The sequence below is a fragment of the Fusobacterium sp. genome (assembly GCF_030528405.1).
Lineage (GTDB): Bacteria > Fusobacteriota > Fusobacteriia > Fusobacteriales > Fusobacteriaceae > Fusobacterium.
Window position 1 is genome coordinate 1 of the sequence record NZ_JAUMYY010000013.1, and the last position, 15,527, is coordinate 15,527.

At 26.9% G+C, this 15,527-nt stretch carries 16 protein-coding genes; 15 read left to right on the forward strand and 1 reads right to left on the reverse strand.

The annotated features are described in order from the left end of the window. From Q4A58_RS03395 to Q4A58_RS03405, 3 genes are all read left to right on the forward strand, one after another. A partial coding sequence (locus Q4A58_RS03395; protein ID WP_303116579.1) for a hypothetical protein occupies positions 1 to 615 on the forward strand: 615 nt, incomplete at its 5' end. Between the two features lie 185 nt (positions 616 to 800). Next, a complete protein-coding gene (locus Q4A58_RS03400) occupies positions 801 to 1,259 on the forward strand; it encodes a hypothetical protein (protein ID WP_303116581.1) in 459 nt (152 codons plus the stop codon). Next, entirely contained in the window at positions 1,256 to 1,795 is a 540-nt protein-coding gene (locus Q4A58_RS03405) for a hypothetical protein (RefSeq protein ID WP_303116582.1), read from the forward strand. The genes Q4A58_RS03400 and Q4A58_RS03405 overlap by 4 nt, the downstream gene beginning before the upstream one ends. A gap of 243 nt (positions 1,796 to 2,038) precedes the next feature. On the opposite strand, the gene corA is transcribed toward Q4A58_RS03405, so the two are convergent. Beyond that, the gene (gene corA / locus Q4A58_RS03410) at positions 2,039 to 3,106 is read right to left on the reverse strand and encodes a magnesium/cobalt transporter CorA (RefSeq protein WP_303116583.1); all 1,068 of its coding nucleotides are present in this window, start codon (positions 3,104 to 3,106) and stop codon (positions 2,039 to 2,041) included. A gap of 135 nt (positions 3,107 to 3,241) precedes the next feature. On the opposite strand from corA, the gene Q4A58_RS03415 reads away from it, so the two are divergent. From Q4A58_RS03415 to Q4A58_RS03470, 12 genes are all read left to right on the forward strand, one after another. Next, a complete protein-coding gene (locus tag Q4A58_RS03415) occupies positions 3,242 to 3,967 on the forward strand; it encodes a complement resistance protein TraT (RefSeq protein WP_303116585.1) in 726 nt (241 codons plus the stop codon). Positions 3,968 to 3,984: 17 nt separating this feature from the next. After that, the gene (locus tag Q4A58_RS03420) at positions 3,985 to 5,673 is read left to right on the forward strand and encodes a phospho-sugar mutase (protein ID WP_303116586.1); all 1,689 of its coding nucleotides are present in this window, start codon (positions 3,985 to 3,987) and stop codon (positions 5,671 to 5,673) included. Continuing rightward, positions 5,657 to 6,754, forward strand: coding sequence for a radical SAM family heme chaperone HemW (gene hemW, locus Q4A58_RS03425; RefSeq protein WP_303116587.1), 1,098 nt, complete (start codon positions 5,657 to 5,659; stop codon positions 6,752 to 6,754). The genes Q4A58_RS03420 and hemW overlap by 17 nt, the downstream gene beginning before the upstream one ends. A 35-nt stretch (positions 6,755 to 6,789) precedes the next feature. After that, a complete protein-coding gene (locus Q4A58_RS03430; RefSeq protein WP_303116588.1) occupies positions 6,790 to 7,461 on the forward strand; it encodes a YggS family pyridoxal phosphate-dependent enzyme in 672 nt (223 codons plus the stop codon). A 9-nt stretch (positions 7,462 to 7,470) separates the two neighbouring features. Beyond that, positions 7,471 to 7,965, forward strand: a complete 495-nt coding sequence (locus Q4A58_RS03435; RefSeq protein ID WP_303116589.1) for a cell division protein SepF — start codon at positions 7,471 to 7,473, stop codon at positions 7,963 to 7,965. A gap of 2 nt (positions 7,966 to 7,967) precedes the next feature. Next, positions 7,968 to 8,975 (forward strand): 7-cyano-7-deazaguanine synthase, encoded by a 1,008-nt coding sequence (locus Q4A58_RS03440; protein WP_303116590.1) that lies wholly within the window; start codon positions 7,968 to 7,970, stop codon positions 8,973 to 8,975. A 123-nt stretch (positions 8,976 to 9,098) separates the two neighbouring features. Next, positions 9,099 to 9,692 (forward strand): glycerol-3-phosphate 1-O-acyltransferase PlsY, encoded by a 594-nt coding sequence (gene plsY, locus Q4A58_RS03445; protein WP_303116591.1) that lies wholly within the window; start codon positions 9,099 to 9,101, stop codon positions 9,690 to 9,692. A 14-nt stretch (positions 9,693 to 9,706) separates the two neighbouring features. Continuing rightward, positions 9,707 to 10,837, forward strand: a complete 1,131-nt coding sequence (gene dnaN, locus Q4A58_RS03450) for a DNA polymerase III subunit beta (RefSeq protein ID WP_303116592.1) — start codon at positions 9,707 to 9,709, stop codon at positions 10,835 to 10,837. A gap of 431 nt (positions 10,838 to 11,268) precedes the next feature. Beyond that, positions 11,269 to 14,100 carry a tetratricopeptide repeat protein gene (locus Q4A58_RS03455; protein WP_303116593.1) on the forward strand — a complete coding sequence of 944 codons (2,832 nt, stop codon included), beginning with the start codon at positions 11,269 to 11,271 and terminating at the stop codon, positions 14,098 to 14,100. A gap of 38 nt (positions 14,101 to 14,138) precedes the next feature. After that, positions 14,139 to 14,444: a hypothetical protein gene (locus tag Q4A58_RS03460; protein WP_303116627.1), complete on the forward strand. Its 306-nt coding sequence runs from the start codon at positions 14,139 to 14,141 to the stop codon at positions 14,442 to 14,444. 21 nt (positions 14,445 to 14,465) lie between these two features. Continuing rightward, complete coding sequence (locus Q4A58_RS03465) at positions 14,466 to 15,077, forward strand: MotA/TolQ/ExbB proton channel family protein (RefSeq protein WP_303116594.1); 612 nt, start codon at positions 14,466 to 14,468, stop codon at positions 15,075 to 15,077. 8 nt (positions 15,078 to 15,085) lie between these two features. After that, positions 15,086 to 15,523 carry a biopolymer transporter ExbD gene (locus Q4A58_RS03470; RefSeq protein ID WP_303116595.1) on the forward strand — a complete coding sequence of 146 codons (438 nt, stop codon included), beginning with the start codon at positions 15,086 to 15,088 and terminating at the stop codon, positions 15,521 to 15,523. Positions 15,524 to 15,527: the final 4 nt, after the last annotated feature.

Genomic DNA, 15,527 nt, shown 5'->3' on the forward strand with positions numbered 1-15,527 from the left:
GCTTGTAGCAATGATGGAAGAAGTTTTTGGGGATTTAAACCACATTTTTCAACAGGAGCTTATATTCATTCTTATGCAATAATAGAAAATGGAAAAATAAATAGAATGGGAATCCCTAAAGAAAACATTGATAAAATGGATAGCATAATAAATGATAAATATGGAATTCAATTTATAAATGATAATCGAATAGCACCTAAAGATCATAATGAAAATTATAGAATAAAATTTTATAATGATTTAAAAATGACAGTAAATGGAAAAGAATATATAATGTCTAAGGAAAAAATAAGATATTCAGCATCTGATTATGATTTAGATTTACCAGTAAGAATAACAGAAACTAATTATAATGAATATATATTAGATATAGGAGAAATAGAAATTATTGATACAGATGGAAAAATAATAAGACCAAGAACTAAAATACCACCAATAATATTTAAAAAAACTATTTTTAGAACTTATGTAAATGATATAACTGGAAGTGATTTTGACGTATACTACAGGGGCTGGGCGGAAGATTACCCAAAAGATCCAAGTACATTAAAAAAATTATATAATAATCTTGAAAGAAAATTTGGAAACTTTAAAAAGAAAGAAGAAGAAAAATAATTGATATTTTATAGGTAGCCTAAGAAAATCTTAGGCTACTTGTTAAAAGATTAAAAAAAGATATTTTTTTAAATGGTTTAATAGCGGATGTAGCAGAAGCGGGAATTGGTTTATTAGGAAATAAAATTGGATTAAATTGGGCAGGAAATGATGTAAAGGAAATATTTATAAAAAGACCAGATTTAATGAAGAACTTTATAGCACATAGTCAAGGAACAATAAAGTATAAAGCAGCAATAGATTCATTATATAAGACAGAGGAAGGGAAGTTATTGCTAAAAGATAATGTAAAAAATACTTTATTAGTAGGTTTAGCAATAACTCCAGGAATGTATAAAGACTTGGAAGGAAAATTTGAAGAAATAAGCAAAATGAAAGGGGAAGATAATAAAATAAAGTTAGAAAAATTAGTAAACAAAAAAGATATTGTGCCAGGTATGTGGGGGCATAAACCTAATACAAATTGGGAAACACACCCTGTTGCTAATTATAACCTTAAAGATTATATAAGAAAACCTGATGGAATTTATGAAAGAAAGACTGATAAGAATGGAAAAACTGTTCCTAATATTACAATTGTTATAGAAGAAGTGATTGATAGAAATAAGAGATTTAATTACAACTCTCAAGGAGGTAAAAAATGAAAAAAATAATATTTTTATTTATAATAATATTTAGCATTACAGGATGTAAAACAATTCAAATAAACACATCTTATGGATATAAAGTAACAACTAAAAAAGAAAATGAGGTTTATAATAAGATTGATATTGGCACAACAATAATGGATACTTCAAAAAAAGAGAAAAGTCCTTTAACAAGAGTAAGTATTAGCAGTAAAGACGAAAAAAATAATATAAAAGAAACTCCAAAAACAATAAAAATAATTTCTAATAAGAAAGAATATATTATAAATATAGATTCAAAATATAATACAATTTACCCAGTTTATGATAATGGGATAATAATAGATTCTGATAATTTCATTCTTGAAATAGGAAATATAAAATTTAAAAATGGAACAATTTTAAATATTCCTCCCTTATTAATTAAAAGATATGTATATGTATATAAGATAAATAATTTTTTAGATGCTCTAAATCAAAATACAAGAGAAGATTTATTTGAAGGAACAATAGAAGAGTATAGAGAGTGGAAAAAGAGAAATATGAATAAATAAGTATTTTGGAGGTTAGAAATGAAAATGGTAATCCTGTTGAAAATACAAAAATTATTATTAAAGAAATAATAGATAAAGATAAAAAGTTTAATTATAACCCTGAGAAGTAAATATGAATTAATTTTTTATAGGTAGCCTAAAATTTCTATTAGGCTACTTGTTGTTAAAAAGCAAATATAAAAATAAACTGCACTGTAGTTCTTAAAGGATAAGAGAAGAGTGCAGTTTTTTATTTAAATTTTATTAAAACCATTTTCTTTTTTTAAAATAGATTATCATACAGATAACTAGAGTAAACATTGTACTCAAAACTAAAAAATAGCCATATCTCCAATTGAGTTCAGGCATAAATTTAAAGTTCATACCATAGAGTCCTGATAGAAATGTAAGTGGCATAAAAATTGTAGATATTATGGCTAAGGTTTTCATAACTTCATTCATAGTATTACTCAGAGTGGAATGATAAAGCTGAATAAGATCGGTTACTCTATTGTTAAGCATTTCAACAGTATCAAATGCAATTATACTATGATCGTTTAAGTCACCTAGATAGTATTTCATTTCTTCTGGAAAATAATGTAATAAATTACGAGTTTGTAATTTAGCTACAAGTTCTCTTATTGGAGAGATAAATCTTTTCAAAAGAGATACATTTTGTTTTAAAGAAATAATATTTTCTAGGTCTTCACGGTTAGAATTATGAATAATTTTTGTTTCAATATCATCAATTTCAAATTCAATTTCATCTAAAATTAATAAATAATGATCAACTATTGTATCAATAAGCATATAACTAAGATAACTACTATCATAGGTTCCAAATCTATTTTTTGGGTTTTTTATTCTGTACCTCACATCATCAAAAATATCAAAAGCAGTTTCCTGGAAGGTGATTAAAATATTTTCTTTTAAAATAATTGAAACCTGTTCATAGTTAATTTCTTTGGTAAGCAATTCCAAAGATAACATTTTTAAGACAATTTGTATATAAGTTCCTCTATCATCTATTTTTACTCGTTGATCAGGGTTAACAATATCTTCCAAGGCTAGATTATCAATATTAAAAATTCTCCCAATTTCTTTAATAAGTTCAGTATTATGGATGCCATCTATATTTATCCAAATATATCCATCAAAATCTAAGTCTAAAATTAGTTCATCATTTTCAGTAAAGATTTCCTTTTTATAAAAATTTTTTTGATAATAAATAACAGTAATATTAACAATTTCATTATCTGGTTCACCAGTATATACAATGCTGCCAGGAGGAAGTCCTAATTTTCTATTTTTTAAAGAAGTTAAATTTTGCAATTTTTTACCTCCAAATTTTCAATAATTTTCCTTTGAATTATACCATATAGAGATAAAAATAAAAATAATTCGTTTTTAAAATACTTAAAAATATGGTAAAATAAAAAAAATTAAAATTAAAAGGAAGTGAATTTTATGAATTTCAAAAAATATTTAAAATCTTTAGTTTTATTAATAATAGTATTTACAATTACATCTTGTAGTGCATTACACACTACAATTTCTAAGAGAAATTTAGACGTTCAGACAAAGATGTCAGATACAATTTGGTTAGATCCAGTTGCAGGGGATAAGACTGTATTTTTACAAATAAGAAATACTTCTGGTAAAAATTTAACAATAGAAAATAGAATAATAAGTAAAATGCAAGAAAAAGGATATAGAGTTGTTGGTGATCCTTCAATGGCAAGATATTGGCTACAAGCAAATATTTTAAAAGTGGATAAAGTTGATTTAAGAGAGGTTAGTCCTGATACATTTTCTAATGTAGTTTTAGCTGGAGGAATTGGAGCAGCTCTTGGAGGAACAAGATCAGGAGGAATTTATACAGCAGTTGGTTGGGGACTTGCAGCAGCTACAATTTCAACAATTGCTGATGCATTAGTTAAAGATATAAACTATGCTATGGTTACAGATATCTTAATAACAGAAAAAACAGGGAAAACAGTTAGTGTTACTACAAAAAATGTTGTAAAACAAGGTACATCTGGAGCAAGAACTTCAACTTCTAGTGAATCGACTAATGTTGATAAATATTCAACAAGAGTTTTAAGTATAGCTAATAAAGTAAACTTAAAATTTGAAGATGCAGTGCCAGTTTTAGAAGAAGAGTTGGTAAACGTATTGTCAGGAATATTTTAACAAGGAAGGTGTAGGCTATGATAATGGCTGAGTACAATAAATGGCTAAATTCAGATCTCCTTACTGAAGAAGAAAAAGAGGAATTGAGAAGTATAGAAAATGATATCAAAGAAATAGAAAGTAGATTTTATACCAATTTAAGTTTTGGAACAGCAGGAATGCGAGGGATCAGAGGAATTGGTAAGAATAGAATGAATAGATATAATATTTGGAAGGCGACACAAGGATTGGCTAACTATATTATAAATTCTACAGCTGAAATTGGTAAAGAAAAAGGAGTTGCTATAGCCTATGACTGTAGGTTGGATTCTGAAGATAATGCAAGAAATACAGCTATGGTCTTAGCGGGAAATGGAATAAAAGTATACTTATTTAAAAGTCTTAGAACTACTCCTGAATTATCTTTTGCCACAAGAGAGCTTAAAGCACAAGCAGGAATAATGATAACAGCCTCTCATAATCCGAAGGAATATAATGGCTATAAGGTTTACTGGGAAGACGGAGCACAGATAGTTGATCCTCAAGCTAAAGGCATAGTGGAATCAGTAAATAATGTAGATATATTTACAGATATAAAAAAAATGGATTTCAATGAAGCTTTGGAGAAAAAATTGATTGAGTACATAGGTGAAAAAGTTGATGAGAGGTATATAGAAGAAGTTAAGAAGAATGCTATAAATATAGATATTCCAAACAAAGAAAAATTTAAAATTGTATATTCGCCTCTTCATGGAACAGCTGGAAGACCAGTAACAAGGGTTTTAAAAGAAATGGGTTTTGAGAGTGTGGAGGTTGTTAAAGAACAAATCCATCCCGATGGCAATTTCCCAACATGTAGCTATGCTAATCCAGAAGATACTTCTGTTTTTAAATTATCTATGGAACTTGCAGATAAAACAGGTGCTAAGCTTTGTATAGCTAATGACCCTGATGGAGATAGAGTTGGAATAGCAATCTTAGATGAGAATAAAAATTGGTTTATACCAAATGGCAACCAAATAGGAATATTAATAGCTGAATATATTGTAAATTATAAGAAAAATATTCCAGCTAATGGAACTATGATAACAACAATAGTTTCTACCCCTCTTTTTGATACTATAGTAGAAAAAAATGGGCTTAGAACTTTCAGAACATTAACAGGTTTTAAATACATGGGAGAAAAAATAAGACAATTTGAAAATAAAGAATTGGATGGGACATTTTTATTTAGTTTTGAAGAATCAATAGGTTATTTGATAGGAACTCATGTGAGAGATAAAGATGCTGTAGTATCAAGTATGCTAATAGCTGAAATGGCAGCATTCTATGATAGTAAAGCTTCCAGTTTGTATAGAGAACTTATAAGAATATATGAAAAATATGGTTGGCGTCTTGAAAAAACAATACCAGTAACTAAAGGTGGAAAAGATGGTTTAGATGAGATTTCAAGAATAATGAGAAGACTTAGAGAAGTTGAACATAAAGAAATTGTTGGGATAAAAGTAAGAAAATACTTGGACTTTGACCAAAATGTAAACGGTTTACCTAAATCTGATGTCGTGCAATTAATTTTGGAAGATGAAACTTATTTAACTGTTAGACCTTCAGGAACAGAACCTAAAATAAAATATTATATCTCAGTTGTAGATGCCGACAAGAAGATTGCAGAAAAAAAATTAGAAAAAGTAGTAGATGGATTTAAAAAATATGTTGAAAGTTTATAATACATATGTTCATATACCATTTTGTGAAAAAAAATGTAATTATTGTGATTTTACTTCTTTCAAATTTGCAGAAAATTTGAGTTTGAAATATGTAAATTATTTATTAAAAGAAATAGAGCTTTATAAAAAAAAATATGATTTAACAGTAAAGCAAGATACAATTTATTTTGGAGGAGGGACACCGTCTCTCCTTTCAATTGATGAATTGAAAAGAATACTAGCTAATTTTAATTATGATACAAATACAGAGATAACAATAGAAGTTAATCCTAAGACAGTAAATAAGGAAAAATTAAAAAAATATAAAGAGCTAGGAATAAACAGACTTAGTATAGGTGTACAAACTTTTAATAATAAATTTTTAAAAAAATTAGGAAGAGTACACAGTAGTAGTGAGGCAGAAAAAATATATTGTGATGCCAGAGAAGTTGGCTTTGAAAATATAAGTATAGATCTGATGTTTTCTTTACCTGCACAAACTTTAGAAGACTTGGAAAGGGACTTGAATAAGTTGTTCTCTTTAAAAACTGAGCATTTTTCTATTTATTCACTTATTTGGGAAGAAGGAACAGAATTTTATAAGGAATTAATTATTGGTAAACTAAAGGAAACAGAAAATGAACTGGAAGCTCAAATGTATGAAAAAATAATAGAGCTTGCAGAGAAAAATGGATATAAACATTATGAAATTTCTAATTTTTCTAAGCCTGGTTTAGAATCAAGGCATAATATGATATATTGGGAAAATAAAAATTATTTAGGTTTAGGGCTTGCAGCAGCAGGTTATTTAGAAAATATAAGATATAAAAATTATAGTAATTTTAATAAATATTATAAAAAATTAGATCTTATTGAATTTCCAATGGAAGAAAAAGAAATTTTAAGTCAGGATGAAATAGATGAATATGGATATTTAGTTGGATTTAGAATCTTAGGGAAAAAAATGCAGGCCACGGAAAAAAATAGAAAAATTTTTCAAGATATGGAAGAGGAAGGCTATCTTAAAAAGAATGGAGATTTTTATATTATGACTAAAAAAGCTTTAATGTTTTTTAATGATTTCATATCTAATTTTATATAGGTAATAGTTTAATAAGTTTTGACAGGAGAAGAGTAATGACCATAAAAGAAAATATTGATGAAATCTTAGAAGATATAAAAAAATATTCGCCATATCCTGAAAGAGTAAAATTAGTAGCAGTTACTAAATATATGGATACAGATAAAATTGAAGAAGTTATAAAGCTTGGTCAAAATTCATTAGGAGAAAATAAGGCACAACTTATAAGAGAAAAGATAAATTATTTTAAAGATAAAAACATAGATGTAGAATGGCACTTTATAGGAAATTTACAAAAAAATAAAATTAAGTATATAATTAATGATGTCAGCCTTATACATTCTGTAAATAAAATTTCTTTAGCTCAAGAAATAGATAAGAAAGCTAGCCAAATAAATAGGATTGTAGATGTCTTATTGGAAGTAAATATTCATGGTGAAGAAAGTAAACAAGGCTACTCCTTTGAAGAGCTTTTATTTGATTTAAAAGAATTGAAAGCTTTAAAAAATATAAATATAAAAGGGCTTATGACTATGGCACCTTTAAATGTTAGCTCAGAAATAACAAGAAAAGTTTTCTCACATTTAGTAGAACTAAAAAATATATTGAATAAAGAACATTTTGGAGGAAAGCTAACAGAGCTATCAATGGGTATGTCGGGAGATTATAGAATAGCTTTAGAGGAAGGAAGCACTATAATAAGAATAGGATCTAATTTATTAAAGTAGGAGGTAAAAATGGGATTAAAGAGAATGTTTAAAGATGTAAAAGAGTTAGTCGGAATAAATTCTATAGATGATGAAATTGATGAAAATGAAGAATATGAAGAAGAATATGAAGAGGAAATAATTGAGGAAGTAAAAAAAGCTCCCAAAAGATCTCTTTTTTCAAGAAAAATTAAAGAAGAGGAAATACCAGAGGAGAATGATATTGAACAAGAGGGGAACTTCAGTACAGTATTTATAGATCCAAAGCAATTTGAAGACTGCAAAAAAATTGCTAAATATATAAACTTAGAAAAAATGATAACAATTAATTTGGAAAATTTAAACCAGAATACAGCACAGAGGATACTTGACTTTTTAGCAGGAGCTATGGAAGTAAAAAATGCCAGTTTCGCACAAATAGCAAAAAATGTTTATACTATAGTACCAGAAAATATGAAAGTGTATTATGAAGGACCTAGGAAAAGAGAAAAGAAATTGATATATTTAGAAAGAGGGGAAAATTAAATTTGGAAACAAAAAAAATAAAAGCCTTAGCTTTATTTTCTGGAGGCTTAGATAGTGCCTTAGCTATAAAAATAGTTCAAGAACAGGGAATAGAAGTGATTGCTTTAAATTTTGTTTCTCATTTTTTTGGAGGAAAAAATGAGAAAGCTGAAAATATGGCAAAGCAACTAGGAGTAAGGCTTGAATATATAGATTTTAAAAAAAGGCATACATCAGTGCTTCAAGCCCCAGTCTATGGTTATGGTAAGAATATGAACCCATGTATAGATTGTCATTCACTAATGTTTAAAATTGCAGGTGAGCTCATGGAGGAATATGATGCAAAATTTGTAATATCAGGTGAAGTTTTAGGGCAAAGACCCATGTCACAAAATTCACAGGCATTAGAAAAAGTAAAGCTTTTATCAGGAATGCATGATTTAGTTTTAAGGCCACTCTCTGCAAAGCTTTTACCGGCTAGTAAAGCTGAAATAGAGGGATGGATTGATAGAGAAAAACTCCTTGATATTCAGGGTAGGTCAAGACAAAGACAAATGGAACTTATGGAAAAGTATGGAATAGTTGAGTATCCAAGTCCTGGTGGGGGATGTTTATTAACTGATCCAGCTTACTCAGATAGACTTAGAATTGTAGAAAAAGATGCTCTTTTAGTTGAAGAAAATTCCTATATGTTTTATCTTTTAAGGGAAGCAAGATTTTTTAGATTTGGAGAAGGAAGGTATTTATTTGTGGGTAGAAATCATGAATCAAATTTAAAAATAAAGGAATTTACAGATAATAGAAAAGGAACTTTCTTTTTATATGGTGCGGAAACTCCAGGGCCAAGAATGATGAGCAATGTTAATCTAGATGAAGTGGAGAGGGACTTTGCTAAAAAATTATTTTCAAGATATTCCAAGCTTAAGGGAAAAGAAAAAATAAAAGTAAATGTCTGTGGAAAAATTGAGGAAGTTGAAATTTTAAATATAGAAAAATTTGATGAAGAAAAAAATAAATATCAAATAATTTAAATTATTAGAAGGAGATAAAAAATCTCCTTTTATTATTCGAATAAAAATTATATAATATAAAAATAACAAAAATAAAGACTTAGATATTTTATAACCTAAGTACTATTAAAAGTAGGAGGATATATGAATTTTGTAATAATGCTTATTTTATGTTATTTTATTGGAGCTATACCAAGTGGAGTATGGATAGGAAAACTTTTAAAAAATATAGATGTAAGGGATTATGGTAGTAGAAACAGTGGAGCTACTAATTGCTATAGAATTTTAGGAGCAAAGATTGGAGTAGCTGTCTTAATAGCTGATGCATTGAAAGGCTTTATACCTCTTTTGATTGCCTCAAAATATATTGAAAGCCAATTTCAAATTCTTGTTTTAGCTATGGTTACTATTTTAGCTCACACTTATTCCTGCTTTATAAAATTTAAAGGTGGTAAAGGAGTTGCTACAAGTTTAGGAGTATTTTTATTTCTGACACCTTATGTAGTATTAATATTGAGTTTGATATTTGTAACAGTATTTTTAATGTTTCGCTATGTTTCACTTGCATCAGTAGTAGCGGCAGGCTCTTTACCAATATTAGTATTTATAATGGATAGGAGTAATAATATTTACTTGTTTGTACTTTCCTTAATAATAGGGCTTTTTGTAATTTACAGACATAAGTCCAATATAGAAAGACTTTTTAAAGGAACAGAAACAAAATTTAAGTTCAAATAAAATAGGAGGATTTTATGCATATTAGAGTTAATAGACAAAATTTTTTATCTGCCATGAGAGTAGTTGAAAAAGCTATAAAAGAAAATAAAATAAAGCCTATCCTTTCATGTGTTTATATAAAAGTAAAAGATGGAAAACTAAATTTTTGTGGAACAAATTTAGAAAATACAATAAAGACTTTTATAGCTATAGAGGAAGTTATTGAAGCTGGTGAAATTGCATTTCATTATGGAATAATTGACGAATATTTGAAAGAAATTAAGGATGAAATTATAAGTTTAAGAGTTGAAAAAGGAAATAATTTATTTATAGAAAGTGAAGATTCTGTTACAGAATTTGCTGTTTTTTCAGCTGAAGATTATCCTAATAGTTTTGATGAAATAAATTTAGATGACAGTAATTTCAAGTTTGAGCTACCTAGTAACGAACTAGTTGATATTTTTGAAAAAATTGTATTTGCAGCTGATACAGCTGATAATATTGCTATGAATTGTATAAGAATAGACAGTGTATTAAAGCATCTACATTTTGTTGCAACTAATACATATAGACTGGCATTTTTAAAGAAGGCTATGTCTAGGGATATAGAAAATTTTTCAGTTAGTGTTCCAGCTGATGCTGTAAATTCTATAATAAAAATTTTAAAGGGTTCAGATAATGACAGTATAAAAGTATACCAGGATTACTCACATCTTTATTTTGTCTATAGAGATATAACTATTGTTACAAAGTTGATAGAGCTTAGATTTCCAGACTATATAAAAATTCTCACAAATAGTAGTTATGATAAGAAAATGACTATAGCTGTAGAAAAATTTACGAGTATATTAAAGAGAGTTAGCATATTTTCTAGATCAAATTTTGAATCTAAATATGCTACTACCTATAAATTTGAAAACAATAAAATGAGTATAAGTGCTTTAAATGATATTGCAAAGATTAATGAGGAAGTTCCTGTAAATTTTATGGGAGAGGATTTAAAAATATCTTTAAATGTTAAATTTCTATTAGATTTTATACAAAATATTTCTAAAGAAAAAGAAATTGAAATAGAATTTATGCTCTCAAATTCTTCAGTGAAAGTATATGAGAAAGACAGAGATGACTACTTGTATATCTTAATGCCTTTAGCACTTAGAGAATAAAATAATTAAAAAAGAATAGTATAACTAAATTATAAAAAAATATGTCTAAGATATTAAATGCAAAATTTAATATAAGGACATATTTTTTTATAATAAAATAGAGTAAAATATTAATCATAAAAAAAGAATAAAATTGATAAAATTTTTATCTAAAATTGTAATAAGAGGACAAGTATGGTATAATTTTAAAATAGAGTTTCAAGAGAAAATTTTAGAAAAAAAGAAATTAAATAGCTTGGTATATATAAATTTACAAAAAGTTTTTGAAAAAATGATAAAAAGAAAGTTAAAAAAAATCAATAAAAATGTATTAAAAAAGTTAAAAAAGAAAAAAATGATAAAAAATTGACACTTTTACCAACGGAATTACTTATTTTACATTATATTAATATAAACTCAATTTTGTTGCTTTAAGTTTTTAGGAGATTGTTATGAAAATAAAAAGAATAATAGGTATTATTTTGCTTACAAAGACATTGGTAATTTTTGCAGATGATATGGATTATTTTAAAAGAATAGATAATCTATATAGAGAGAAAAATTTCTCTCAGGCACTTGAGGAATCTGAAAAATATCTTCAAAAATATCCAAATTCAAAGTACTACAGCAGTATGTTAGATAAAATAGGTAAGGTATATTTTCTTAATAAGAATTATGAAAAGACTATAGATACTTTTAAAAAATTATATGTAAATGAAAGTAAAAAATCTTTAAAAGACGAATATGCTTATTATTTAGCAAGAGCTTATGCTGCTTTGGGCGAAAAAGAAAAGTATGAATTTTACTTAAAAAACATAGAAAGTAAAAAAATTTATGAAAAGACAAGATATGAAATTGGACTTGATTTACTAAGTAATGATTATAATTCAGAGGCTATAGAGATATTTTCAGCAATAGTTAATGCTAAGTCAGAAAACTACGATGAAGCACTTTTAAATTTAGGAATAGCTCATTATAATGCTAAAAAATATGAAAGTTCTTTTAAATTATTAGAAGAATATACAAGGAAAAATCCAAATAAAAATACAGTTGTTATTGATTATTTGAAAGCATCCTCACTTTATAAAAATAATAGAATAGATGAGTCTATAAATTATTTTGATAAAATAGTTAACCTAGGTTTTAATTCAGCAGGAGATTATAGTAAAAAAGCAATTTTAACTTTAATAGAGATATATGCAAATAAAAAAGATGAACAGAAATTAAATTATTATTTACAAAAAATACAAGGAACAGAAGCTTATAATACGGCCATGATAATGATGGGAGATTTATATGTAACTAAGGAAAAATATAGAGATGCTCTTGCAAGTTATCAAAAGAGCAATGATTTATCTAATCCAAGACTTATATATGGGCAGGCTTATTCTTTATATAAGTTAGAGAATTATAGTGAAGCACTAAAAAAGTTCGAATCACTAAAAAATACGGATTACTATAATCAATCCATATATCATATTTTTGCAATAAATTATAAATTAAAGAACTTTAAAGAAATAATAGATAATAGAGATGTAATAAGAAGAGTGGTAGTAACTCAAACTGATACAGACAATATAATTAGAATAATTGCAAACTCAGCTTATCAAATGGGGGATTATAAGCTTGCGAAAGACTACTATGGAAGGCTTTTTGCGATTTCAGCAAAAAAAGAAAACTTATTTAGAGTAATACTTTTAGATAGTCAAATTTTAGATATGGAAGACTTAGGAAATAGATTTGCACAATATAAAAAGTTATTTTCAAATGATACTGAATTTAAAAAAGACGTGTATTTGTATACAGGAGATGCATACTTTAAAACTGGAAATTTAGAAAGAGCAGAAGAGATATATAAGGAATATTTAGACAGCTATTTTAATTTAGAGATTTTATCTAGCCTTGTTTCAACACTATTAGAACAGCAAAAATATGATGAGATGGAAAGATATTTATCTCTCGTTACTGAAGAAGATAGACATAGCTATTTGAAAGGAATTTCTGCAATTGGATTAGGGAAATATGAGGAGGCAGAATCATATCTACAAAAAGCTAAAAACATTGCAAATGACTTAAATTTAGATAATAGAATAGCCTTGAATAGAGTTAGAAACTTTTTCCTTTGGAGGAAGTATGAAGAAGCTATATCTGTAGGTGAAGTTTACTTAGAGAAAATTAATAAAGAAAAGGAAACTTCTATATACATAGAACTTTTAGATAAAGTGGGACTGAGTTATTTTAGGTTAGGTAAATATGAGGAAGCAAGAGGCTATTACAAGAAAATAACAGAAGAAAATGCCTATGAAGTATATGGAAAATATCAGATAGCAGATAGTTATTATAACCAAAAAGATTATGACCTAGCTAAAGATAAATACAAGGAAATTTTTGAAAATTATGATGAGACTTTTTATGGTGAACAAGCTTATTATAGATATATAAGTATTTTAAAAATTCAAGATAAAAAAAATGAATTTGAAAAAGAAAAAGATAAATTTTTAGCAAAATACCCAGAGAGTAGTATGAAAAATTCTCTTTTGAATTTATCTGCAAATTATTATTCTGAAAATAATGAAACAGAAAAAGCAATAGAAGCATTAAATGAAATAAAAAATACAGCTGGTGAGGAGGAGCCGCAAGATAATAACAATATAAGAATAGTTAATTTAAAATTAAAAAATAAAGACTATAAGGATATTGAAAAATATATAGATGAAATAAGTGATTCTGAAGAACGGGCATATTATTACTCTAAGTATTATCTTACTAAAAAGGATAATAAATTAATAAAAGAGTATGAAAAACTTTTAAACTCATCTAAGTACAAATCATATGCAAATAAAGGTTTGGGAGATTATTGGTATGACAAAAAAGATAATTCTAAAGCTAAAAAATATTATCTGGATCTTTTAAAGTTTGATAAAAATGCTGAAGAAGAATATATAATTTATAGGCTGGCTCTCATATATGAAAAAGAGAAAAATCACAAAGATGCACTTATTAATTATAAAAAAGTTTATGATAAATACAAGGGAAAATATGAAGTAGATTCTTTAGTTAGAGCTGCTGAAATATATGATAAACAAGAAAATAATACAGAGGCAAAAAAATTATTCTTCAGGCTATATAAGGTGAAGGATAACAAAGAACTTAGGGAATATACTTTAGAAAAACTTATCTATTATAGACTGTTGGAAGAAAATAACACAGAGGCAAAAAAATATCTGGATGAATTAAAAAAGCTAAATGCTAAGAAGGCGGAGAAATTTGAAGCATATTTTTAGAAGGAGGAAAAATGAAAAAAATATTAACAATATTATTTATGTCAACAACATTGGCTATCTATGCTGATCCAACTATCAGTAAAGAGGTAATAGGAACTAATAAGCAGCAGTTAGATGTGAAAGAGATAGATACAGAGGAACTTTTATTAAAAAATCAAAATTTAGAATCATCTTCAGTTGAAATTTCGGGAGAAAACTTTAAAGAAAAGGAAGACAAAGTAAAGGTACAACAGACAAATAAAGCGGCTCTGGAGGAAGAATTATCTCAGGGAGTTGAAAATAAATCATATTTAAAATATATTTTAGGTGGCTTAGGAGTAGTTGCTTTAATAATAGCACTATAAAAATAAAGGAGAAAAATAAATATGGACATATTAAAAGCTGGTGGAGTATTGATGTATGTAATTCTATTTTTTGGTGTATTAGGATTGTATGCTATATTGGAGAGATTTTTCTATTTTATGTTAAGAGAGAGAAATAACTACTCAAAATTACCTTCAGAAGTGAAATTATTATTAAATAAAGGAGAAGTAAAAGAGGCTATAGTATTTTTTAATACTAATAAATCTTCGACTTCTAATGTTTTGAAAGAAATACTTGTTTATGGTTATAAGGAAAATAAAGAAAGTTTATCATCACTTGAGGAAAAGGGAAAAGAAAAAGCTATAGAACAAATAAAGCATTTGGAAAGAAATATGTGGCTTATTTCTATGGTTGCACACACAAGTCCTTTGATAGGTCTTTTAGGAACAGTTACTGGTATGATAAAAGCTTTTCAATCAATATCAATTCATGGTACAGGGGATGCTGGAATTTTAGCTTTGGGAATATCTGAGGCACTCTACACCACAGCAGGAGGTCTTATGGTAGCCATACCTTGTATGATAATTTATAATTACTTTAATAAAAAAATTGATTTAATAATAAGTGATATAGAGAAGACATGCACAGAACTATTAAATAGTTTCAGAGATTAGGTGATATCATGAAATTAGAAAGAGTAAAAAGAAGAAATGGAGCTGGGCTTATATTAGAAATGACTCCACTTATAGATGTTGTATTTCTTCTACTTATATTTTTTATGTTGGCGACAACATTTGATGAAAGTACAGCATTTAAAATAGAGTTGCCTAAAACAAGTGCTAAAAAAGTAGTTAAATCAATAAAGGAAATACAGCTTTTGATAGATAAAGAAAAGAATATGTATTTGAAATATAATTTGGATTCAAAGAATAAGCAGGAACAAATCAATGAAAAAAATTTTATTAAAGTTCTATCTGAAAAATTAAAAGAGTCTGAAAATAGATCCGTCATAATATCAGCCGATAAGTCAATAGACTATGGATACGTTGTTGAAATAATGGGACTTGTTAAAGAAGCAGGAGCAGAAGCCATAAATATAGATACAGTTATAAAAAGATAGGTGA